Origin of the sequence: Actinokineospora sp. (genome assembly GCF_052390155.1) — a bacterium.
Lineage (GTDB): Bacteria > Actinomycetota > Actinomycetes > Mycobacteriales > Pseudonocardiaceae > Actinokineospora.
In genome coordinates, this window is the sequence record NZ_JBQTHF010000028.1 from 70,564 (window position 1) to 92,020 (window position 21,457).

Below are 21,457 nucleotides of genomic sequence, written 5' to 3' on the forward strand. Positions count from 1 at the left end.
CGGCCGTCAGACGCGGGCGAGGGCGACCGCGGCCTGGGGCGCGACGCGGACCACGGCCGCGCGGGCGCGGGCAGCCGTGGCGGCCTCGACCGTCACCACGGTCAGCAGGCCCGCGCGGGCCAGCACGACCGTGCAGGTCGCCGCCCCTGGCCCGGCGGCGCACCAGCTCGTCTGGACGTCCACGCCGGGCAGCGCGGGCAGCGCGGCACCCGGTTCGACCCGCTGCGCGCCGCCCGCCCGCTGCCCCGCGCCGCAGCCGAGGTTGTCGCGCAGGGCCGCGACCACGGGCGCCGCGCCCGCGGCGTGGAATCCGACGTACTGGCGCAGCACCGACCCGCTCGGGTACCGCCAGGTGGTCCGCTGGCCCGCGGTGGCGCAGTCGGCCAGCGCGGCGGGCGGCGTCCGCTCGGGCGCCCCCTCCGCGACGACCTCCTCCGCCGCCAGGTCGGCCGCGGTGAGCGCGGCTTGACCCGGCGCCGGGGCAGCGCTGGTGGTGGTTGTCGTCGTGGTGACGGGCGCACGCGGCGGCGGGACGGGGGCGAGCGCGGCGGCGGTCGTCGTCGGCGCGGCCTCGTCGTAGTAGGTGTAGAGGTCGTTCGGTCGGTTCGAGCAGCCTGCGAGCAACCAGACGGGCAGCACTGCGGCGCAGGCGGCGGCCAGCGCGGGCACAGGACGCAACGGCGTCCCCTTCGGGAGTCGGCGGCGGGATCACCCGGCAACCTACTCGGCGCGGACACCGCGCCGGGTCCCAGGTCCGGCCAGTCCCAGGTTCGGTCAGTCCCAGGTTCGGTCAGTCCCAGGGCTGTTCAGTCCCAGGGCAGGGCGGACCGGGTCGCCCAGTAGGCCGCGGGCTCCTCGGCGAGGTCCGGCAGGTCCGGTGCGGCGAGGCAGGCGGCGGCGAGGTTGGACCCGAGCTGCGCCGGGCTCGCGGGACCCAGCAGCACCGTGTCGGCCCACGGCTGGGCCAGGGCCGCGGCCAGCGCCACCGCGTCCGGCGTCGCGCCGAGCCGGTCGGCGGCCGCGCGCACGGCCGCGGGCGGGTCGACGGCGAGCCGCCCGTTGGCCAGCGCCTCCTTCACCGCCACGTGCGCGCCCGCCGCGCGCGCCTCGGCCAGGGCGGGGCCGACGGAGGGCTCCAGCGGGTTCCAGGTGGACTGCACGGCGGTGAAGACCGGCACGCCCGCGCGGACCAGCGCGAGACCGCGGCGCACCGCGGCAGGCTGGGCGGGCCCCGAGGTGGAGAACCCGAGGCGCTGCCCCGAGTCCGCCAGCTCGGCCAGCGCGTCGAGCAGGGCGTCGTCGGTGAACAGTGGACTGTCCACGGTGAGCGAGTGCACTTGGTACAGCGCGACGCGCGCGCCCAGCAGGGCCCGGCTTTCCGCGAGCTGCGCGCGGAACCGGGGCAGTGAGTGCTCTTTGGACTCGTGCGCCGCGGCGTCCATGCGCCAGCCGCCGACGTAGGCGTAGCCCCACTTGGACGAGACGGTGACGTCCGCGTGGCCGCGTGCGTCGAGCCAGCCCGCCAGGAATTCCTCGGCACGGCCATAGGATCGGGCGGTGTCGATCCGCCGCACGCCCGCGGCGTCGAGAACGTCCCAACTGGCCGCGCGCAGGCTCGGCACGCTCCGGTCCGCAGGCAGGGCGTCGGCGCGGCCCAGGTTGATGTACGCGGGACGGCCGAGCGCGGCCAGGCCGATGGCGAAGCGGGACACGCGCCCGAGTATGCGCGAGGGCCCCGCACGGCGTGCGGGGCCCTCGCGGTGGGACTGTCCTTACAGGTACTGGCCGGTGTTCGTCGCGGTGTCTATCGCCCGACCCGAATCCTGGTTCTTGCCGGTCACCAGGGTGCGGATGTAGACGATGCGCTCGCCCTTCTTGCCCGAGATCCGGGCCCAGTCGTCCGGGTTGGTCGTGTTGGGCAGATCCTCGTTCTCGGCGAACTCGTCGACGATCGCGTCCAGCAGGTGCTGCACGCGCAGGCCGCGCTGCTGGGTCTCCAGCACGGACTTGATCGCCGCCTTCTTCGCCCGGTCGACGATGTTCTGGATCATCGCGCCGGAGTTGAAGTCCCGGAAGTAGAGGACTTCTTTGTCACCGTTGGCGTAGGTGACCTCCAGGAACCGGTTCTCCTCGGTCTCCTCGTACATGCGCTCGACCGTGTGCTGGATCATCGCGTCGATGCACATGCGCCGGTCGTCGCCGAACTCGGCCAGGTCGTCGGCGTGGATGGGCAGGCTGGCGGTCAGGTACTTGGAGAAGATGTCCTTGGCCGCCTCGGCGTCCGGCCGCTCGATCTTGATCTTCACGTCGAGCCTGCCCGGTCGCAGGATCGCCGGGTCGATCATGTCCTCGCGGTTGGAGGCGCCGATGACGATGACGTTCTCCAGGCCCTCGACCCCGTCGATCTCGCTGAGCAGCTGCGGGACGATGGTCGTCTCGACGTCCGAGGAGACGCCACTGCCGCGGGTGCGGAAGATGGAGTCCATCTCGTCGAAGAACACGATCACCGGGGTGCCCTCGGACGCCTTCTCCCGAGCGCGCTGGAAAATCAGCCGGATGTGCCGCTCGGTCTCGCCGACGAACTTGTTGAGCAGCTCAGGGCCCTTGATGTTGAGAAAGTACGACTTCGCCTCCGAGCTCGACTGCGTCGCACCGTCGGCATTGCGCGCCGCCGCGACCTGCTTGGCCAGCGAGTTCGCCACCGCCTTGGCGATGAGCGTCTTGCCGCAACCGGGCGGGCCGTAGAGCAGCACGCCCTTCGGCGGGCGCAGCTCGTACTCGGCGAACAGTTCGGCGTGCAGGAACGGCAGCTCCACCGCGTCGCGGATCTGCTCGATCTGCCGGAACAGCCCGCCGATGTCGGTGTAGTCGACGTCCGGGACCTCCTCCAGCACGAGATCCTCGACCTCGGCCTTGGGAACCCGCTCGTAGGCGTAGCCCGACTTGGTGTCCACGAGCAAAGAGTCGCCGGGCTTGAGCGGCGCGTCGAGCAGCGGGTCGGCCAGCCAGACCACCCGTTCCTCGTCCGCGTGCCCGACGACCAGGGCCCGGTTGCGGACCTCCTCGCCGAATCCGTCGGAGGAAATCAGCAGCTCCCGCAGGGTGGACACCTCGCCGATGCGCTCGAAGCCGCCGCCCTCGACCACCGTGAGGGCTTCGTTGAGACGCACCGACTGGCCGCGACGGAGCGAGTCCGTCTCGACGGCGGGCGATACCGACACCCGCATCCTGCGGCCCGCGGTGAACACGTCGACTGTGCCGTCCTCGTGACCTTCGAGAAACACGCCGTAGCCGCTGGGCGGCTGGGCGAGCCGGTCGACCTCTTCGCGCAGGGCGAGGAGCTGGCTGCGTGCCTCCCGGAGCGTGTCGACCAGTTTGGCGTTCCGCTCGGTGAGCTGACTCACCCGCTCGGACGCCTCGGCCAATCGTTGCTCCAGCAGCCGCGAATGCCGCGGCGACTCCGTCAGTTTCCGGCGCAGCAGTGCGATTTCCTCTTCGAGGAAACGGATCTGCGCGGCCTCGGAGCCATCGGCGCGCTCCGCGCGCTCCGCCTCCAGGCCGGGCGCATCACCCTGCTCATCGTCAGCGTCTTCTGGCCGACTGCCGGGACGATCGTGCTGCATGTCGGCACCTCCTCCCGAACTCGTACCCACTACGGTACCGGCGATCACCGACAACAACAGAGCATCAGGATGTCGGAACTTGCGTGTCACCCCAGCGCAACACCCGCTTGGACGCAAGGAAAGCGCCAACCCGGTACTCGCGGGAACCCTCCTCCCGCTACGGTGCGTCGGGGTGTTAGGCCAACCGCGCGCGATTTTCGGGCCGGTACTACGGCCAGCAACAACAGCCGTACCCGGATGGCCTATCCGGCGACCGTCCGCCGAAGCGCGGGCCGCCGTGGATCCTGGCGGGCGGCGGCCTCGTAGTGACCGGCGTCACGGTGACACCGGTCCTCGTGCTCACCGGCGACGCGGGCACCGGCACCGCCCAAGGCGCGGCCGATGCGGTCGTCGACGCGGTCGTTCCGGCTGCGCAAGAAGGGCGAGGACTGATGTGCCGAGCGCCGGGGCGCCCGGCGAGATCGGTGTTTCGGCGGGCAATACCATGGATACGCTCCCCTCGGGATACCTTTCGGGTGGAACGCGATGGCCCACCCGGCCGTCTATTCGACACAACTCGCGCGTACCCAGCACAAGGAGTCAGGGGCGACCATGACCTATCCCCCGCAGCAGCCCGGGCCCTACGGCCAGGACCCGTACGGGCAGCAGCAACCGGGCTACGGCCAGCAGCCTGACCCGTTCGCGCAGCAACCCGCCTACCAGGGGTTCGGCGGCTACCCGGGACCCGGTGGCCCCCCGCAGCCCCCGAAGCGGGACAACACCGGCAAGATCGTCGCCATCGTGTTGATCGCCCTGCTCGTCCTGGGCGGCGCGGGCGTGGGTGTCTACTTCCTCACCAAGGGTGACGACAAACCCACCACCGCCGCCCCCGGCGGGAGCACCAAGAACACCCCCTCGGGCTCCGAGACCCAGTCTCCCGACGACACGAGCACGAAGTCGACCACCGAGCCGCCCGCGAACGACGACGGGCCACAGCAGGTCGTCGAGGCCTATGTGGACGCCTACGAGACCAAAAGCTTCTCCTCGGTGACCACCGCGGCCTGCGATGCCTACAAGAAGAAGTACGGCACGGACACCAGCGACCTGGAGGGCAAGCTCGCCGAGTTCGACATCATCGCGACGGCCAAGGGCTCGCCGGAGGTCAAGGGCAGCACCGCCACCGCCCAGATCGACCTCAAGCTCAGCAAGGACGGCCAGAGCAAGGACGCCAGCATCAAGATCAAAATCGTCAAGGAGAGCGGCGCCTGGAAGTTCTGTGGCGAGGAGGCGGCCTGACCGCCCCGTGTCACACCCGCTCGCGCTCGGACGATCCACCAGCAACACACCGTCGCACAGATTGAGGAGTCGGGGTCCCCGATGACCTACCCACCGCAGCAGCCCGGCCCGTACGGCCAGGACCCGTACGGCCAGCAGCAACCGGGCTACGGCCAGCAGCCAGGGCAGTACGGCCAGCAGCAGCCCGGCTACGGCCAGCCGCAACAGTTCGGCCAGGACCCGTACGGGCACCCCGGCTACGGCGGCTACGGCCCCGGTGGCGAGCCGCCGAAGAAGAACAACGGCAAGATCATCGCCATCGTGGTCATCGCGGTGCTGGTGCTCGCGGGCGCGGGCGTGGGTGTCTACTTCCTCACCAAGGCCGACGACAAGCCCGTCGCGACCGCACCCGGCGGGGACACGACCACCACGAAGCCGAAGACCACTCCGAAGACCACGTCCTCGGAAGAGGAGACGACCACCACCACCAAGCCGACGGCCAGCAGCCCGTCGTCCGGTGGCGGCGGTGGCGGCGGGGACGACCTCAAGGCGGCGGGCGCCAAGTACGCCGAGGCGGTCAACGCCAAGGACGAGGCCACGGCGACCGGCCTGACCTGCGACGGCACGGACCCCGGCATCATGTACACCAGCGTCGCCCCCAGCGGCGGCAAGGTGAAGGTCGTCGGCGAGCCGGAGATGTACGGCGACAGCAACGGCAAGGTCGACACCCAGGTGACGATCGCGTCGAGCGAGCCGATCGACTTCCCGATCGTGTTCGAGAAGCAGGCCAAGGGCTGGTGCGTCTCCCTCTAGGACGCTCGTGAACCGGGTGGTCGGGGAGAACCCCGGCCACCCGGTTCGTCGTCTCAGCCCTTGCTGGGGCGGCGCTGGGGGCGCGGCGCGACCACGCCGTCCGCCAGCCTGCGGGTGGTGATCAGGAACGCGGTGTGCCCGATCATCCGGTGTTCGGGGCGCACCGCGAGGCCGACCACGTGCCACGGCCGGATCAGCGTCTCCCAGGACTGCGGCTCGGTCCAGCACTGCTGGCCGCGCAGCGCCTCGGTAACCTTCGAGAGCTGGGTGGTCGTGGCGACGTAGGTGATCAGGACGCCGCCCGGGATCAGGTTCTCGGCGACGACCGGCAGCACCTCCCACGGCGCGAGCATGTCCAGGATGACCCGATCGACCTCGCCATGATGGGTGGCCAGGTCGGCGATGGTCAGCGTCCAGTTCTCCGGGTGCTCGCCGTGGAACTGGCGGACGTTGCGCTCGGCGTGCTCGGCGTGGTCGGCCCGCACCTCGTAGGAGGTGACCGTGCCGCCCGGGCCGACGGCGCGCAGCAGCGAACAGGTGAGCGCGCCCGACCCGGCGCCCGCCTCCAGCACGCGCGCGCCGGGGAAGATGTCGCCCTGCATGACGATCTGCGCGGCGTCCTTCGGATAGATCACCTGGGCGCCGCGCGGCATGGACAGCACGTAGTCCGACAGCAGCGGGCGCAGCGCCAGGTACGGGGTGCCCGCGGCGGAGTTGACCACGGAGCCCTCCGGCTGCCCGATGACCTCGTCGTGGGCGAGGGCGCCGCGGTGGGTGTGGTACTTCTCGCCGGTTTCGAGGACCAGCGTGTAGTGCCTGCCCTTGGGGTCGGTGAGCTGCACCCGGTCCCCCGCCTCGAAGGGACCGCTGACCTTGCGTGCCGTCACCGACGCCTCGCCTTCGTCTGACCTGGACCGACGAGAGATCGTCGCAGAGCCGTGCGCGGCGGTGTCAGCCAACCCCTCGCTCGGCGAGCGCGGCGCGCAGGTCTTCCCGGTACAGCACGCCCGCGGGCCTGCCCTCGTCGTCCACGACGACGAACTGCCAGGCGGCGGTCTCGCGGACGCGCTCCACGATGTCCTCCCCCGGCTCGGAGGCCAGCAGCACCGACTCGGGCCGGATCGGCTCGGCGGCGTGCTCGGCGGGCGAGAACGGCGACCGCGCGGCCAGCTTCCTGGCGGCGACCTCGTCGAGCAGGCCCGCGGCCACGCCATCGGCCCGGACCAGGACCACGCCGCGGCCCGCCGCGGCGGCGAGCGCGTCGGCCACCGGGCTCTCGGCGGGGAGTTGCAGGATGGGGCGGACCAGGTCGGCGAGGCGCAGTCCCACGGGCCAGGTGCGGCGCTGTTCGGCGGCCAGTTCACCGCCCGCGCCCGCGACGACGAACCACGCGGTGAGCAGGCAGACACCCAGCCGCAGCCAGCGGTCGGGACTCTCGGCCGCCAGGCCCCACAGCGCCCACAGCACGAGCAGGCCCGCCACCACCCAGCCGCCCACCACGGCGGCGCGGGTGCCGGTGCCGCGCTTGCCGGTGACCGCCCACACCCCGGCGCGCAGCATCCGGCCGCCGTCCAGCGGCAGGCCGGGCAGCAGGTTGAACGCGGCGACGGCGACGTTGGCGAAGGCGCACTCCAGCACCAGCAGCCACACCGGCCCCTCGGCGGGCATGACGAGCAGCCCGAGTCCGCACACGGCGGCGAGCAGGATCGACACGGCCGGGCCCGCTGCGGCGACGACGCCCTCATGCGCCGGTCTACGCGGGGTGCGGGTGATCTCGGACAGGCCGCCGAGCAGGAACAGCCGGAGTCTGCGCACCGGCAGGCCGAGCCGCAGGGCGACAACGCAGTGGCCCAGTTCGTGCGCGAGTACCGAGGCGCCCAGCAGCACGGCGAACGCGGCGGCGAGCAGGATCGAGGTGAGCAGCGAGGCGCCCGGCAGCAGCCTGCCGACCAGCGGGGCGTAGAAGACCACCACGGCGGCCGAGCCGAGCCACCAGGACGGCGCGAGCACGACGGGCACGCCGCTGTAGCGAAACAGCAGCAGGCCGCCCCCGTGCGGGACCGAAGCCGGGTAGGTGGTGCTCGACACCTCGCACAGCGTAGGCCGGTGCGTGTGGGACGGCGGTGATCCGCGTGGCCGCCGGTCGGGTGTCGGTGGTCGACACTATGGTCTGGGCATGTTGTCTGGACCCGGAACGGACACCGACCCCGCGCAGGCGCAGGCGCGGCGTCGGCCTGCCCTGTCGCCGTCACGGGCGGGCGACTTCAAGCAGTGTCCGCTGCTGTACCGCTTCCGCGCGGTGGACCGGCTGCCCGAGCGGCCCACCCAGGCGCAGGTCCGGGGCACCGTGGTGCACGCGGTGCTGGAGCAGCTCTACGGCCTGCCCGCCGCCGAGCGGGTGCCCGCCCGCGCCCGCGCGCTGCTGGCGCCGACGTGGGCGCGCCTGGTCGAGGAGAGCCCCGAGCTGGCCGCGATCTTCGACGACGCCGCGGACGTGCCCGAGCAGCGGGACCGCTGGCTCGACTCGGCGACCGGGCTGCTCGACGGGTACTTCGAGCTGGAGGACCCGCGCAGGCTGGAGCCCGCGGCGTGCGAGCTGCTGGTGGAGACCGAGCTGGCCTCCGGGGTGCTGGTGCGCGGCTACATCGACCGGCTCGACATCGCCCCGACCGGCGAGATCCGCGTGGTGGACTACAAGACCGGCACGGCGCCGCGCGAGATCGGCGAGGCCAAGGCGCTGTTCCAGATGAAGTTCTACGCGCTGGCCCTGTGGCGGCTGCGCGGCGTGGTCCCCCGGCAGTTGCGGCTGATGTACCTGGCGGACCGGCAGAGCCTGGCCTACACCCCGGACGAGGCCGAGTTGGCCCGGTTCGAGCGCACCCTGGACGCCATCTGGCAGGCCATCCTGCGCGCCGCGCCGACCGGCGACTTCCGCCCGAACAAGAGCCGCCTCTGCGACTGGTGCTCCCACCAGGCCATCTGTCCGGCCTGGGGCGGCACTGCCCCGGACTATCCGGGCTGGCCCGAGCCAGACCCGGGCGAGGAGACGGTCTTGGACAGGGCGGACTGATGGGCGAAGCGTTCTACGAACACCTCGGCGGCGGCCGGTACGCCTCGACGGCGCACACCGCGGGCCCGTGGACGGCCGAGAGCCAGCACATGGGCCCGCCGACCGCGCTGCTGGCCCGTGAGCTGGAGTCGCTGCCGTCGGCGGCGCCCGGCTCGATCGCGCGGGTGACGATGGAGGTCCTGGGTCCCGTGCCGGTCGCCGAGCTGACCGTGCACGCCGAGGTGGAGCGCCCCGGCAAGTCGGTCGAGCTGCTCGCTGCCGAACTGCGGGCGGGCGACCGGGTGGCGGTGCGCGCCCGGGCGTGGCGGATCACCCGGTCCGACTCGTCCTCGGTCCACACCCCCGACGACGCCGCCCCGCTCGCGGGCCCCGAGACGGGCACCCCGATGGGCAGGCCGCCGGGCTGGGGTCCGGGATACCTCGACGCCCTGGAGTGGCGCGCCATCGTGGGCGACCTCGGCACACCGGGCCCGGCCACGGTGTGGGCCCGCCAGCGGGTGGACCTGGTCGCGGGCGAATCCCCCACCGCCCTGCAGCGCCTGCTCGTGCTGGCCGACTCGGGCAACGGGGTGTCCAGCCTGCTCAACCCCAGCCAGTGGTACTTCATCAACCCGGAGCTGACCGTGCACATCCAACGCCTCCCCGAGGGGGAGTGGATCTGCCTGGACGCCCACTCCGTCATCGGCGCGAACGGCGTCGGCGCAGCGTACAGCGTGCTGCACGACCGCGGCGGGCCGCTCGCCCGCGGCGCCCAGGCCCTCCTGGTCCGCCCCCGCTAGATCCACTCCGGTGCCGCGTCCCGAATGGCGATTGCGCCATTCGACGCACTCTGCATGTGGCCGTTAGCCGTAGTCGACTAGGCCGCGTTGATCGCTTCCGACGGTGGTCGTCAAGTCGCATTCAGGTCATTGCGGCAGGTCGGAGGGCGCCCGTATGGTCCGCTCACGTTCGCGCGGACGCCCCTGTTTCCATGGTTCGTCGTTGAGGGAGCAACCGAAATGTCGCATTCTCGCGCTGCCCGGAATCGGTGGTTATCCGGTCTCGGAATAGCCGCGGTCACCGCGGTCGCGGCCACCGTCGTGACGGCGTCGCCCGCGTTCGCCGAGGGCACGGTCCTCGGTACCGGAAACCCGAACGCGATCAAGGACAGCTACATCGTCACACTCAGGGACGCCGCCGCGCCCCAGGGCGTGCGGTCCCTGGTCGGCACACTCGCGAGCAGACACGGCGCGAAGGTCGAGCACACCTACGAGCACGCCGTGCGCGGGTTCGCGGGCACGATGACCGCCACCGCGGCCCGCAGGCTCGCCGCCGACCCGACGGTCGCCAGGGTCGAGCAGAACGGCACCGTGTCGATCACCGGCACCCAGCCCAACCCGCCGTCGTGGGGGCTGGACCGGATCGACCAGCGGGATCTGCCGCTGAACAGCAGCTACACCTACCCGAACACCGCGACCAACGTCCGCGCGTACGTCATCGACACCGGCATCCGCACCACCCACCAGGACTTCGGCGGCCGCGCGGTCTTCGGCACCAACACCGTGGGGGACGGCAACAACACCGACTGCAACGGCCACGGCACCCACGTGGCGGGCACACTCGGCGGCGCGGCGTACGGCGTGGCCAAAGGCGTGGCACTCACCGCGGTCAAGGTGCTCGGCTGCACCGGCTCCGGCAGCTTCGCAGGCGTGGTCGCGGGGGTCGACTGGGTGACCGGGAACCACACGTCCGGGCCTGCGGTGGCCAATATGAGCCTCGGCGGCGCAGGCACCAACATCACGCTGGAGAACGCGATCCGCGCCTCCATCGCCGACGGCGTCGTCTACGCGCTCGCCGCGGGCAACAGCGCCTCCGACGCGTGCAACTTCACCCCGGCCCGCACGCCGGAGGCGATCACGGTCAACAACTCCCAGATCACCGACGCCCGCTCGTCGTCGTCGAACTTCGGCACCTGCACCGACATCTTCGCCCCGGGCACGAACATCACCTCGGCTTGGAGCACCAGCGACACCGCGGTCAACACCATCAGCGGCACGTCGATGGCGTCCCCGCACGTGGCGGGCGGCGCGGCGCTCATCCTGGGCGCGAGCCCCGGCATGAGCCCGCAACAGGTCGCGAGCAAGCTCTACGCCGACGCCACCCTGAACAAGATCACCAACCCGGGCGCTGGATCGCCGAACCGGCTGCTCTACGTCGGCTCCGTCACCCCGCCGCCGCCCGCGAACGACCGGCTGGTCCGAGGCCAGGGCCTGCAGCCCGACCAGTCCCTGCGCTCGGCGAACGGCGCCTACCTGCTCGCCATGCAGGGCGACGGCAACTTCGTGCTCTACAACCAGGCCAACCAGCCGCTGTGGCACACGAACACGCACGGCAACCCGGGCGCGTACCTGATCTTCCAGGGCGACGGCAACGTCGTCATCTACACCGGGTCCGGCCAACCCCTGTGGCACACGAACTCGCACGGCACGTTGGCGAGCACGTTCGTGGTCCAGGACGACAGCAACATCGTGCTCTACGGACCCAGCGGCCAGGTCTACTGGCACCGGTTCCAGTAGGTGAACGAAGCCCGTGGGCGCCATCGGCGATGGCGCCCACGGGCCCGTCCGTCAGAGCCTGCAGGCGCGGATGTCGGAGGCCAGCACGGCCTTGGCGCCGACCGCGGCCAGCCGGTCCATGATCGCGTTGACCTTCTTGCGCGGCACCATCGCCCGCACCGCCACCCAGTCCGCGCTGGCCAGCGGCGCCACCGTCGGCGACTCCAGGCCGGGGGTGATCTCGATGGCCGCGGCCAGCAGCGATCGCGGGCAGTCGTAGTCGAGCATCATGTACTGCTGGGCGAACACGACCCCCTGCAGCCGGGCGCCGAGCTGGTCGCGGGCCGGGGACGGGGCCGCGTCGGCACGCTGGACGAGGACGGCCTCGGACACGCAGATCGGGTCGCCGAACGCGACCAGGTTGTGCTGGCGCAGGGTGCGCCCGGAGCCCACCACGTCGGCCACCGCGTCGGCCACGCCGAGCTGGATGGAGATCTCCACCGCGCCGTCGAGCCGGATCACGTCGGCGGTGACGCCCTGGCGGGCCAGGTCGTCGGCGACCAGCCGCGGGTAGCTCGTGGCGAGCCGCTTGCCCTGCAGGTCGCCGACCTTCCAGTCCTGGCCCGCGGGCGCGGCGTAGCGGAAGGTGGAGCCGCCGAAGCCCAGGGCGAGCTTCTCGGTGACGTTGGCGCGGGAGTCCAGCGCGAGGTCACGGCCGGTGATGCCGAGGTCGAGCTCGCCGGAGCCGACGTAGATCGCGATGTCCTTGGGGCGCAGGAAGAAGAACTCGACCTCGTTGTCCGGGTCGATGACGGTGAGGTCGCGGGGCTCGTGCCGCTGTCGGTAGCCCGCCTCGATGAGCATGTCGGACGCGGCGACGGCCAGCGCCCCCTTGTTCGGGACTGCGACGCGCAGCATGGGTGGTGTTCCTCCGGTCGAGGGGTGCGATGGCGGTCTACCGGTCAGAGATGTCGGTAGACGTCCGCCAGGGTCAGGCCGCGCCCGATCATCAGCACCTGCACGCGGTAGAGGAGCTGCGACACCTCCTCGGCCAGTCGCTCGTCGGTCTCGTGCTCGGCGGCGATCCACACCTCGCCCGCCTCTTCGAGGACCTTCTTGCCCTGGGCGTGCACGCCCGCGTCCAGCGCCTCGACGGTTCCCGAGCCTGCCGGCCGGGTCCGTGCCCGCTCGCTGAGTTCGTCGAACAGTTCGTCGAACGTCTTCACGAGCGATGATCCTTCCATCCCGCTCGCGCCGGACGCCACCATGGGGTCCGAGGTCACCCGGACGGATTCGCCCCGAGGGCGACCGCGGCGCACAGCCCGCCGAGCACCACGCACAGCGGGGCGTAGATCCGCAGGTCCCACCACGCGAACTCGGTGTCGCGGCGCGCGGAGACCGCGAGGCCGGAGAGCCCCCGCAGCAGCAGCACGGCCGCGACCGTCGCCGCGCCCGCGGGCACGAGCCAGTCGGGGCCGACGCCGCCGACGATCCCGGCGCGCGCGGCGACCAGGTAGCCGCCCGCGAACAGCAGAAACGCGACCGCGCCGGTGAGCGGCGGGCTGGGCAGGCGCTCCTCCGGCACGTCGACGACCCGGCGGGCGAACTCGGCCCTGGTCTGCACCGGCCAGGTGGAGAACATCCAGACCACGTGCAGCGCCCCCACCAGCACCAACGCCACCGCGGCGATTCCTCCGACGACTGTCATGACACTCCTTCCATACACCACTGTACGGTCATCCGTACACTACTGTATGGACCGTGGCGAAACCCAGACTGGCCCGTGCCGACTGGATCACAGCGGCCCTGCGCGCGCTGGCCCGCGGCGGTGTGGCCGCGGTCGCGGTCGACCCGCTGGCGGGCGAACTCGGCGTGACCCGCGGCAGCTTCTACTGGCACTTCGACAGCCGGGGCGAACTGCTGCGGGCCGCGCTCGACTGGTGGGAGGAAGAGGGCACGCTCGCGGTCATCCGACGCGTGGCCGCGATCGATGACCCGCGACTGCGGCTGCGGGAGCTGTTCCGAATCGCGCTCACCGAGGACCCGACCGAGGGGCTGGAGCCCGCGCTGGTCGCGCACGCGGACGACCCGGTGGTCGCGCCCGTGCTGCACCGGGTCACCGAGCGCAGGCTGGCCTACCTCGCGGCCCTGTTCGGCGAGACCGGGCTGTCCGCCGAACAGGCGCGCCTACAGGCCGTGGTCACCTACTCGACCTATGTCGGCTGGACCGAGCTGCGCCGGGCGGCACCCCGCGAGGCCCCGGAAACCACCGGCGACCCGGACGCCCTGGCGTACCTGATCGACACGCTCGTCCCGTGACAACGGACGGCCCGGCTGACGATCTTGACCCCAGCGGGGCCGCCGCGCCCTCGACGCAGTGTCGGACAGCAGGCCCGGTGAGCCGACGAGGTCGCCCCGACATCCCGACTTCGACCCTGCCTGCTCCTGCGGCTCGTGTGCGGTGTTGGTGGCGGGCGTGCGCCGCCTGCCTCACTCCTGGTGGGGCAGGCGAACGTCACGCGGACGCCGCGACCAGGGTGCGGAGCAGGTCCGGGCCGACGCCGACCAGCGAATCGCGGAAGATCCGCCGCTCCCCCGGTTCCACCGGCACCTCGCACGGCACGACCAGCACCGTGCACCCGGCCGCCACCGCCGAGGCGACGCCCGTGGGCGAGTCCTCGATGGCGACACAGCCTGCCGGGTCGACGCCGAGCAGGCGGGCCGCCCTGCGGTAGGGCTCCGGGAGCGGCTTGTTGAGCCCGTCGACCTCGTCGCCGCAGACGACGACGTCGAAGAACTCGCGGCCCACGGTGTCGAGCGCGATCTCCACCAGCGCGCGCTCGGTCGAGGTGACCAGCGCCGTGGGGACACCCGTGTCCCGCACCGCCCGCAGCGCCTCGGGGGCGCCCGGCCGGAACGCGGCGTCGGTGCGAAACAACTCGGCCATCCGGCCGTCGATCCACACCATCGCCTCGCGGACGTCGTCCTCGGTCGGCTCGATGCCCGCCTCGCCGAACAGCATCGCCATGGTGGTCGGCACGTTGGTGCCGACCATGGCCGTCCGGGTCTCGGCGGACAGCTCGAAGCCCAGCTTGGCGGCGAACTCGTGCAGCGGGACGTCCCAGAGCTTCTCCGAGTCCAGCAGCGTGCCGTCCATGTCCCACAGCACCGCGGCGGGCAGCCCGGCCCTCACGTGTTGAAGTACTTGGCTTCGGGGTGGTGCAGCACGATCGCGTCGGTCGACTGCTCGGGGTGGAGCTGGAACTCCTCGGAGAGCTTGACCCCGATGCGCTCCGGCTGGAGCAGGTCGACGATCTTCGCGCGGTCCTCCAGGTCGGGGCAGGCGCCGTAGCCGAGGGAGAAGCGGGCACCGCGGTAGCCGAGTTTGAAGAACTCCTCGATGTCCGCCGGGTCCTCTTCGGACAGTGCGGCGCCGCCTGCGAAGCGCAGTTCCTCGCGGATGCGCCGGTGCCAGTACTCGGCCAGCGCCTCGGTGAGCTGCACGCCGAGGCCGTGCACCTCCAGATAGTCCCGATAGGAATCGCCCGCGAACAGTTCGTTGGCCACGTCGGCGATCGGCTGGCCCATCGTGACCAGGCTGAGCCCGACGACGTCGACCTCGCCCGCGGCGAGCGCCTGCTCGCGCGGGCGGAAGAAGTCGGCCAGGCACATCCGGCGGTCCTTGCGCTGGCGCGGGAATGTGAACCGGGTGCGCTCGGGCGCGTCGGGCGCGGGCTCGGTGAGCAGCACGAGGTCGTTTCCCTCTGCCACACAAGGGAAGTAGCCGTAGACGACGGCGGCGTGCGCGAGCACGCCCTCGGTGGCGAGGCGGTCCATCCAGTACCGCAGCCGGGGCCTGCCCTCGGTCTCCACCAGGTCCGCATAGGACGGTCCGGCGCCGCCGCGCACGCCCTTGAGGCCCCACTGGCCCATGAACGTCGCGCGCTCGTCCAGCATGGCGGCGTAGTCCGCGACCGGAACACCCTTGACGACCCGGCTTCCCCAGAACGGCGGGGACGGCAGCGCCACATCGGTGGCGACGTCGGACCGGGCGGCCGGGTCGGCGGTCTCCGCCGGGTCCTCTTTGGACTTGCGGGCCGCGGCGATGCGCAGCGACCGCTCGCGCCGCGCCCGGCGTTCGGCGGCCTTCGCCTGCATCTCCTCGTCCACCAACGGCGACTCGCCGCGCTTGGCTGCCATGATCGCGTCCATCAGGCGCAGGCCCTCGAACGCGTCGCGGGCGTAGCGGACGTCGCCGAAGTACATCTCGGTGAGGTCGTTCTCGACGTAGGCACGGGTGAGCGCGGCGCCGCCGAGCAGCACCGGCCAGCGCGCGGCCACGCCGCGGGAGTTCATCTCCTCCAGGTTCTCCTTCATGATCACCGTGGACTTGACGAGCAGGCCGGACAGCCCGATGACGTCGGCGCGGTGCTCCTCCGCGGCGTCGAGGATGGTCGTGATGGGCTGCTTGATGCCCAGGTTGACCACGTCGTAGCCGTTGTTGGACAGGATGATGTCGACCAGGTTCTTGCCGATGTCGTGCACGTCGCCCTTGACCGTGGCGAGCACGATGCGGCCCTTGCCGTCGTCGTCGGTCTTCTCCATGTGCGGCTCAAGGTGGGCCACCGCGGCCTTCATCACCTCGGCCGACTGCAGCACGAACGGCAACTGCATCTGCCCGGAGCCGAACAGCTCGCCGACGGTCTTCATGCCCGAGAGCAGCGTGTCGTTGATGATCTGCAGCGCGGGCCGCTCCTGCAAGGCGGCGTCGAGGTCGGCGTCGAGGCCGATGCGGTCGCCGTCGACAATCCGCCGCTCCAGCCGCTCGAACAGCGGCAGCGCGGCCAACTCCTGCGCGCGGGTCTCCTTCGAGGAGGCCAGCGTGGCGCCCTCGAACAGCTCCATGAGCCGCTGCAGCGGGTCGTAGCCCTCGCGGCGGCGGTCGTAGACGAGGTCGAGCGCGACGGCGCGCTGCTCGTCGGCGACCCGGGCCATCGGAATGATCTTCGACGCGTGCACGATGGCCGTGTCCAGCCCGGCCTGCACGCACTCGTGCAGGAACACGCTGTTGAGCACCTGGCGGGCGGCGGCGTTGAGGCCGAAGGAGATGTTGGAGACGCCGAGGGTGGTCTTCACCTTCGGGTAGCGGCGCTTGAGCTCGCCGATCGCCCCGATGGTCTCGATGCCGTCGCGGCGGACCTCCTCCTGCCCGGTGGTGATCGGGAAGGTCAGGGTGTCCACGATGATGTCCTCGACCCGCATGCCCCAGTCGCGCACCAGGTCGTCGATGATCCGGGTGGCGATGCGGACCTTGTGGTCACTGGTGCGGGCCTGGCCCTCCTCATCGATGCACATCACCACGACCGCGGCGCCGTGCTCGCGCACCAGCTCCATCGTGCGGTGGAACCGGGACTCGGGGCCGTCGCCGTCCTCGTAGTTCACCGAGTTGACCGCGGAGCGCCCGCCGAGCCGCTCCAGGCCCGCCTGGAGCACGTCGGGCTCGGTGGAGTCGAGCATCAGCGGCAGCGTCGAGGCGGTGGCCAGCCGACCGGCCAGCTCGGCCATGTCGACGGCGCCCTTGCGGCCCACGTAGTCGACGCACAGGTCGAGCATGTGCGCGCCGTCGCGCGTCTGCGCCCTGGCGATCTCCACGCAGTCTTCGAGCCTGCCCTCCAGCATGGCGTCGCGGAACGCCTTGGAGCCGTTGGCGTTGGTGCGTTCGCCGATGACCAGCACCGACGAGTCCTGCTGGAACGGCACCGCCTGGTAGAGCGAGGACACCCCCGGCTCCGGCCGAGGGCGTCGGGGACCGGGCGCGAGGTCGCGCACGGCGGCGGCGACCTGCCGGATGTGCTCGCCGGTGGTGCCGCAGCAACCGCCGACCAGCCGCGCGCCGAACTCGGTGACGAACCCGGCGAGCGCCGCGGCCAGCGCCTCCGGGCCGAGCGGGTAGACCGCGCCGTTCGGGCCGAGTTCGGGCAGGCCCGCGTTCGGCATCACCGACAGCGGGATTCGGGAGTGCTTGGACAGTGTGCGCAGGTGCTCGCTCATCTCGGCCGGGCCGGTGGCGCAGTTGAGCCCGATCAGGTCGATGCCCAGCGGTTCCAGCGCGGTCAGCGCGGCGCCGATCTCGGAGCCGAGCAGCATGGTGCCGGTGGTCTCCACGGTCACCTGGGTGATGATCGGGACGACCCGACCCTCGGCGGCCATCGCGCGCTTGGCGCCGATGATCGACGCCTTGGTCTGCAGCAGGTCCTGCGAGGTCTCCACGATCACCGCGTCGATCCCGCCGACCAGCATGCCGCGCACCTGCTCCTGGTAGGCGTCGCGCAGGGTGGCGAACGGGGCGTGGCCCAGGGTGGGCAGCTTGGTGCCCGGGCCGACCGAGCCCAGCACGAACCGCGGGTGGCTCGCCGTGCTGAACTCGTCGGCGACCTCCCTGGCCAGCCGGGCGCCCGACTCGGACAGCTCGAAGATCCGCTCCGGGATGTCGTACTCGGCCAGGTTGGCCAGGTTGGCCCCGAAGGTGTTGGTCTCCACGGCGTCGGCCCCGGACTCCAGATACCCGCGGTGGACCTGGCGTACCACGTCGGGCCGGGTCACGTTGAGGATCTCGTTGCAGCCTTCGAGGCCGGCAAAATCGTCCAGCGAGAGGTCGAAGGACTGCAGCATGGTCCCCATGGCGCCGTCGGCCACGAGAACACGGTCGGCGAGGGCGTCGAGCAGAGGCGACGGGGTGCTGTCCGGCATGTCCCCAGCCTACGATCTCCGTCCACCGGGGCAGCGTCGTAGTCTTGCGCAGTGACAGCTCCAGACCCGCAGAAGCCTGCCGACCACGAGCCCCCGGCCGGGCAGCACGATCTCGTCGACCCCGTCATGGTGGCGGCGTTCGAGGGCTGGAACGACGCGGGAGACGCCGCGAGCACCGCGATCGAGCATCTGCAGCTCACCTGGGACGCCAGTCCGCTGCTGGAGATCGATCCAGACGATTACTACGATTTCCAGGTGACAAGACCCACAGTCCGCATGGTGGACGGGGTCAGCCGGAGAGTGGACTGGCCGACGACGAGGCTGTCGGTGTGTCGTCCGCCCGGGTCGAATCGGGACATCGTGCTGGTGCACGGCATCGAGCCGAACATGCGCTGGCGCAAGTTCTGCGCCGAGCTGCTCCAGCACATCGACGACCTCGGCGTGAACACGGTGGTGACGCTCGGCGCGCTGCTGGCCGACACCCCGCACAGCCGCCCGGTCCCGGTCACCGGCACCGCCTACGACGCGACGTCGGCGGCCCGTTTCGGCCTGGAGCGCTCCCGCTACGAGGGCCCCACCGGGATCGTCGGCGTGCTGCAGGACGCGTGCGTGCAGGCCGGGGTGCCCGCGATCTCGATCTGGGCCGCCGTGCCGCACTACGTCTCCCAGCCGCCCTCGCCCAAGGCGACGCTCGCCCTGCTGCACCGGGTCGAGGAGGTGCTCGACGTGGAGGTGCCGCTGGGCACGCTGCCCGAGCAGGCCGAGGAGTGGCAGCACACGGTCAGCGAGATGGCCGAGGAGGACGAGGACGTGCGCAACTACGTGCGCGCCCTGGAGGAGCGCGGCGACGCGCAGAACACCCTCAACGAGACCAGCGGCGACGCGATCGCGGCCGAGTTCGAGCGCTACCTGCGCAGGCGGCGGCCCGGCGGTTCCGGGCGGGGCGGGTCGGGCCCGGGCCCGACCGGCGTGTGAGGCGGTTCGCGGGACCGTGCGGCGGCGGATCGCGCTCGCGGCGCTCTACGCGGGCGGGTTCCTCGGTCCGTTCGGCGGCGGCATCACCACCTCGATGCTGCCCGAACTCGGCGGCGACTTCGGCGTGTCCAGCCAGGTGGCCGCGTCGTCGCTGACGGCGTACCTGGTGCCGTTCGCGACGCTGATGCTGTTCTCCGGGACGCTGGGCGCGCGCTGGGGCGCGGGGCGCAGCGTGCGGGTGGCGTACCTGGTCTACGTCGGCGCGTCGGCGGTGTGCGCGCTGGCGGAGACGTTTCCGCTGTTGCTGGCCGCGCGGGCGGTGCAGGGCGCGGCCAACGCGTTCACCACGCCGCTGCTGCTGGCCACGATCGCGGCGATCACCCCGCCCGCCCGGCTGGGCCGCACCCTCGGGCTGTTCGGCTCATTGCAGGCCGCTGGGCAGACGAGCGCGCCGCTGCTGGGCGGGCTCGCGGCCGAGGCCACCTGGCGGCTCGCGTTCGCCGGGGTCGGCCTGGTCGCGGCCGGTCTGGCGGTGGCGGGCCTGCCGGACGAGGCGCGCGACCGACACGCCGAACCGCCGACGCTGCGCTCGGCGTGGCGGCCCGCGGTGCTGCGCGCGGGCGCGGTGGCGCTGGTGGGCTGGGGGTGTCTGGGCGGGCTGTCGTTCCTGGTGGCGCTGCGCGCGGAGGACGTGTTCGCCCTCGGCGCCGCCGAGCGCGGGCTGCTGCTGACCGGGTTCGGCGTGTTGGGCCTGCTCAGCGCACGGGCGGTCGGCCGCGGCATCGACCGCATCGGCGCGCGGCGGGCGGTGCTGATCGGCACGGTCGCGGGCGCGGTGCCGATCGCGCTGGTGGGGACGCTGCCGTGGCTGCCCGCGGTGGCGGCGCTGTGGGCGGTGGCGGGCGTGGCGGCGCAGTTCCTGCTGGTCGGCCTGAACGCCCTGGTGCTCTCCGGCGACGGGCCGAACCGGGCGGGGTCGGTGTCGGTGGTGCAGTCGTTCCGGTTCACCGGGGCCGCGATCGCGCCGCTCGCGTTCACCCCGGTGTATGTGGCGGCGCCCGCGGTCGGGTTCCTGCTGCCCGCCGTGCTGCTCGCGCTGTCGGCGCCCGCCGCGCTCACCCGCCGTCCCGCCCGGACCGGGCCTAGGGATTAGGGCTTAGAGGGCGACCCCCAGCAGCGCGTCGAGGGCGGTGCGGACCGCGGCGGGTGCCTCGGTGTAGTGACCTGCGCCGGAGCGGGTCTGGTCGGCCCACGCGTCGACGGCCGCGATCGCCCGGGGGGTGTCCAGGTCGTCGGACAGATGGTCCCGCAGGCGGGACACCAGCGGCGCGGCGTCCACCCCGGCGGCCGAGCCCACCGCGGCCCGCCAGCGCTGGACCCGGGCCAGGGCCTCGTCCAGCACGTCGTGGGTCCAGGACCGATCGGTCCGGTAGTGGCCCGAGAGCAGCCCGAGCCGCACGGCCATCGGGTCGACCTTGTCGGCGCGCAGCCGGGACACGAAGACCAGGTTGCCCCGCGACTTGGACATCTTCTCGCCGTCCAGACCGATCATGCCCGCGTGCGCGTAGTGCCGGGCGAACGGGTGCTCGCCGGTCAGCGCCTCGGCGTGCGCGGCGCTGAACTCGTGGTGCGGGAAGATCAGGTCCGAGCCGCCGCCCTGCAGATCGAAGGCCATGCCCAGCCGGTTGAGCGCGATGACGCTGCACTCGACGTGCCAGCCGGGCCTGCCCGGACCGAGTTCGGTGTCCCAGCTCGGCTCGCCCGGGCGGGCGGCCCGCCACATCAGCGCGTCGAGCGGGTGGCGCTTGCCGACCCGGTCGGGGTCTCCCCCGCGCTCGGCGAAGAACCGGGTCATCGTGGGCTCGTCGTAGTTCGACTCGTAGCCGAAGCGGCCACTGGCCCGGTGGTCGAAGTAGATGTCCGGGAACCGGGGGTCGTCGGCCCGGTAGGCGGCGCCGCCCGCGAGCAGCTTGGCGACGGCCTCCACGATCTCCGGGATCGACTCGACCGCCCCGACGTAGTCGCGCGGCGGCAGCACCCGCAGGGCGGCCATGTCCTCGCGGTAGAGCGCGGTCTCCCGCATGGCCAGCACGACCCAGTCGTCCTGGTCGCGCTTGGCGCGTTCGAGCAGCGGGTCGTCGACGTCGGTGACGTTCTGCACGTAGTGCACGTGGTGGCCGTTGTCCAGCCAGATCCGGTGCACGAGGTCGAACGCGAGATAGGTGGCCGCGTGCCCGAGGTGCGTGGCGTCGTACGGGGTGATCCCGCAGACGTACATGGTCGCGGTAGGCCCCGGCGCGGTCGGCCGGATCCCGCCCGCGGCGGTGTCGTGGAGCCGCAGCGGCCGCGGTGTGCCTGCCACCAGCGGCACCGGGTCGGAGAGCCAGGTCTGCATGGCTCGACCCTAAACGTCTGCTCACCGGGGTTCAGGGTGAGCC

At 72.1% G+C, this 21,457-nt stretch carries 19 protein-coding genes; 8 read left to right on the top strand and 11 right to left on the bottom strand.

The annotated features are described in order from the left end of the window. Window positions 1–6: 6 nt before the first annotated feature. From ACT4N7_RS10725 to arc, 3 genes are all read right to left on the bottom strand, one after another. Window positions 7–678 carry a hypothetical protein gene (locus ACT4N7_RS10725; protein ID WP_444828497.1) on the bottom strand — a complete coding sequence of 224 codons (672 nt, stop codon included), beginning with the start codon at window positions 676–678 and terminating at the stop codon, window positions 7–9. Between the two features lie 128 nt (window positions 679–806). Further along, window positions 807–1,712, bottom strand: a complete 906-nt coding sequence (locus ACT4N7_RS10730; RefSeq protein WP_444828498.1) for an aldo/keto reductase — start codon at window positions 1,710–1,712, stop codon at window positions 807–809. A 60-nt stretch (window positions 1,713–1,772) separates the two neighbouring features. Next, on the bottom strand, window positions 1,773–3,623 hold the full coding sequence (gene arc, locus ACT4N7_RS10735) for a proteasome ATPase (protein WP_444828499.1): 1,851 nt from the start codon (window positions 3,621–3,623) through the stop codon (window positions 1,773–1,775). 591 nt (window positions 3,624–4,214) lie between these two features. Between arc and ACT4N7_RS10740 the strand changes: the two genes are divergently transcribed. Both ACT4N7_RS10740 and ACT4N7_RS10745 read left to right on the top strand, forming a co-directional pair. Then, window positions 4,215–4,898, top strand: a complete 684-nt coding sequence (locus tag ACT4N7_RS10740; protein WP_444828500.1) for a hypothetical protein — start codon at window positions 4,215–4,217, stop codon at window positions 4,896–4,898. An 81-nt stretch (window positions 4,899–4,979) separates the two neighbouring features. After that, window positions 4,980–5,690: a hypothetical protein gene (locus tag ACT4N7_RS10745; protein WP_444828501.1), complete on the top strand. Its 711-nt coding sequence runs from the start codon at window positions 4,980–4,982 to the stop codon at window positions 5,688–5,690. A 53-nt stretch (window positions 5,691–5,743) separates the two neighbouring features. Here ACT4N7_RS10745 and ACT4N7_RS10750 read toward each other — a convergent pair whose 3' ends face one another. Both ACT4N7_RS10750 and ACT4N7_RS10755 read right to left on the bottom strand, forming a co-directional pair. Next, window positions 5,744–6,577, bottom strand: coding sequence for a tRNA (adenine-N1)-methyltransferase (locus ACT4N7_RS10750; protein ID WP_444828502.1), 834 nt, complete (start codon window positions 6,575–6,577; stop codon window positions 5,744–5,746). 64 nt (window positions 6,578–6,641) lie between these two features. Beyond that, complete coding sequence (locus ACT4N7_RS10755) at window positions 6,642–7,778, bottom strand: site-2 protease family protein (protein WP_444828503.1); 1,137 nt, start codon at window positions 7,776–7,778, stop codon at window positions 6,642–6,644. Between the two features lie 88 nt (window positions 7,779–7,866). Between ACT4N7_RS10755 and ACT4N7_RS10760 the strand changes: the two genes are divergently transcribed. The 3 genes from ACT4N7_RS10760 to ACT4N7_RS10770 all read left to right on the top strand — a co-directional run bounded on the left by ACT4N7_RS10760 (window position 7,867) and on the right by ACT4N7_RS10770 (window position 11,315). After that, on the top strand, window positions 7,867–8,760 hold the full coding sequence (locus tag ACT4N7_RS10760; protein ID WP_444828504.1) for a RecB family exonuclease: 894 nt from the start codon (window positions 7,867–7,869) through the stop codon (window positions 8,758–8,760). After that, window positions 8,760–9,539, top strand: a complete 780-nt coding sequence (locus ACT4N7_RS10765) for a thioesterase family protein (RefSeq protein ID WP_444828505.1) — start codon at window positions 8,760–8,762, stop codon at window positions 9,537–9,539. The genes ACT4N7_RS10760 and ACT4N7_RS10765 overlap by 1 nt, the downstream gene beginning before the upstream one ends. 300 nt (window positions 9,540–9,839) lie before the next feature. Then, on the top strand, window positions 9,840–11,315 hold the full coding sequence (locus ACT4N7_RS10770; RefSeq protein ID WP_444828506.1) for a S8 family serine peptidase: 1,476 nt from the start codon (window positions 9,840–9,842) through the stop codon (window positions 11,313–11,315). A gap of 51 nt (window positions 11,316–11,366) precedes the next feature. Here ACT4N7_RS10770 and hisG read toward each other — a convergent pair whose 3' ends face one another. The 3 genes from hisG to ACT4N7_RS10785 are packed head-to-tail and all read right to left on the bottom strand — an operon-like array spanning window position 11,367 to window position 13,002. Beyond that, window positions 11,367–12,212 carry an ATP phosphoribosyltransferase gene (gene hisG / locus ACT4N7_RS10775; protein WP_444828507.1) on the bottom strand — a complete coding sequence of 282 codons (846 nt, stop codon included), beginning with the start codon at window positions 12,210–12,212 and terminating at the stop codon, window positions 11,367–11,369. Window positions 12,213–12,256: 44 nt separating this feature from the next. Next, window positions 12,257–12,520 carry a phosphoribosyl-ATP diphosphatase gene (locus ACT4N7_RS10780; protein WP_444828508.1) on the bottom strand — a complete coding sequence of 88 codons (264 nt, stop codon included), beginning with the start codon at window positions 12,518–12,520 and terminating at the stop codon, window positions 12,257–12,259. Between the two features lie 53 nt (window positions 12,521–12,573). Beyond that, entirely contained in the window at window positions 12,574–13,002 is a 429-nt protein-coding gene (locus ACT4N7_RS10785) for a DUF3995 domain-containing protein (RefSeq protein ID WP_444828509.1), read from the bottom strand. A gap of 53 nt (window positions 13,003–13,055) precedes the next feature. On the opposite strand from ACT4N7_RS10785, the gene ACT4N7_RS10790 reads away from it, so the two are divergent. Next, entirely contained in the window at window positions 13,056–13,613 is a 558-nt protein-coding gene (locus ACT4N7_RS10790; protein WP_444828510.1) for a TetR/AcrR family transcriptional regulator, read from the top strand. Between the two features lie 196 nt (window positions 13,614–13,809). On the opposite strand, the gene ACT4N7_RS10795 is transcribed toward ACT4N7_RS10790, so the two are convergent. Next, window positions 13,810–14,451, bottom strand: coding sequence for an HAD family hydrolase (locus ACT4N7_RS10795; protein ID WP_444828568.1), 642 nt, complete (start codon window positions 14,449–14,451; stop codon window positions 13,810–13,812). A gap of 32 nt (window positions 14,452–14,483) precedes the next feature. Next, window positions 14,484–18,044: a methionine synthase gene (gene metH, locus ACT4N7_RS10800; protein WP_444828511.1), complete on the bottom strand. Its 3,561-nt coding sequence runs from the start codon at window positions 18,042–18,044 to the stop codon at window positions 14,484–14,486. Between the two features lie 51 nt (window positions 18,045–18,095). Here metH and ACT4N7_RS10805 point away from each other — a divergent pair, with 51 nt between their 5' ends. Beyond that, window positions 18,096–19,019: a PAC2 family protein gene (locus tag ACT4N7_RS10805; RefSeq protein ID WP_444828512.1), complete on the top strand. Its 924-nt coding sequence runs from the start codon at window positions 18,096–18,098 to the stop codon at window positions 19,017–19,019. A gap of 16 nt (window positions 19,020–19,035) precedes the next feature. Then, window positions 19,036–20,172 (top strand): MFS transporter, encoded by a 1,137-nt coding sequence (locus tag ACT4N7_RS10810; RefSeq protein WP_444828513.1) that lies wholly within the window; start codon window positions 19,036–19,038, stop codon window positions 20,170–20,172. A gap of 3 nt (window positions 20,173–20,175) precedes the next feature. Here the strand turns inward: ACT4N7_RS10810 and mshC are convergent, their stop codons facing one another. Next, the gene (gene mshC, locus ACT4N7_RS10815) at window positions 20,176–21,414 is read right to left on the bottom strand and encodes a cysteine--1-D-myo-inosityl 2-amino-2-deoxy-alpha-D-glucopyranoside ligase (protein ID WP_444828514.1); all 1,239 of its coding nucleotides are present in this window, start codon (window positions 21,412–21,414) and stop codon (window positions 20,176–20,178) included. Window positions 21,415–21,457 lie beyond the last annotated feature (43 nt).

Coding starts and splice junctions, on each gene's coding strand:
- arc (WP_444828499.1), bottom strand. CDS start 3,623: ATGCAGCACGATCGTCCCGGCAGTCGGCCAGAAGACGCTGACGATGAG.
- ACT4N7_RS10740 (WP_444828500.1), top strand. CDS start 4,215: ATGACCTATCCCCCGCAGCAGCCCGGGCCCTACGGCCAGGACCCGTAC.
- ACT4N7_RS10745 (WP_444828501.1), top strand. CDS start 4,980: ATGACCTACCCACCGCAGCAGCCCGGCCCGTACGGCCAGGACCCGTAC.
- ACT4N7_RS10760 (WP_444828504.1), top strand. CDS start 7,867: ATGTTGTCTGGACCCGGAACGGACACCGACCCCGCGCAGGCGCAGGCG.
- ACT4N7_RS10765 (WP_444828505.1), top strand. CDS start 8,760: ATGGGCGAAGCGTTCTACGAACACCTCGGCGGCGGCCGGTACGCCTCG.
- hisG (WP_444828507.1), bottom strand. CDS start 12,212: ATGCTGCGCGTCGCAGTCCCGAACAAGGGGGCGCTGGCCGTCGCCGCG.
- ACT4N7_RS10785 (WP_444828509.1), bottom strand. CDS start 13,002: ATGACAGTCGTCGGAGGAATCGCCGCGGTGGCGTTGGTGCTGGTGGGG.
- ACT4N7_RS10795 (WP_444828568.1), bottom strand. CDS start 14,451: ATGGACGGCACGCTGCTGGACTCGGAGAAGCTCTGGGACGTCCCGCTG.
- metH (WP_444828511.1), bottom strand. CDS start 18,044: ATGCCGGACAGCACCCCGTCGCCTCTGCTCGACGCCCTCGCCGACCGT.
- mshC (WP_444828514.1), bottom strand. CDS start 21,414: ATGCAGACCTGGCTCTCCGACCCGGTGCCGCTGGTGGCAGGCACACCG.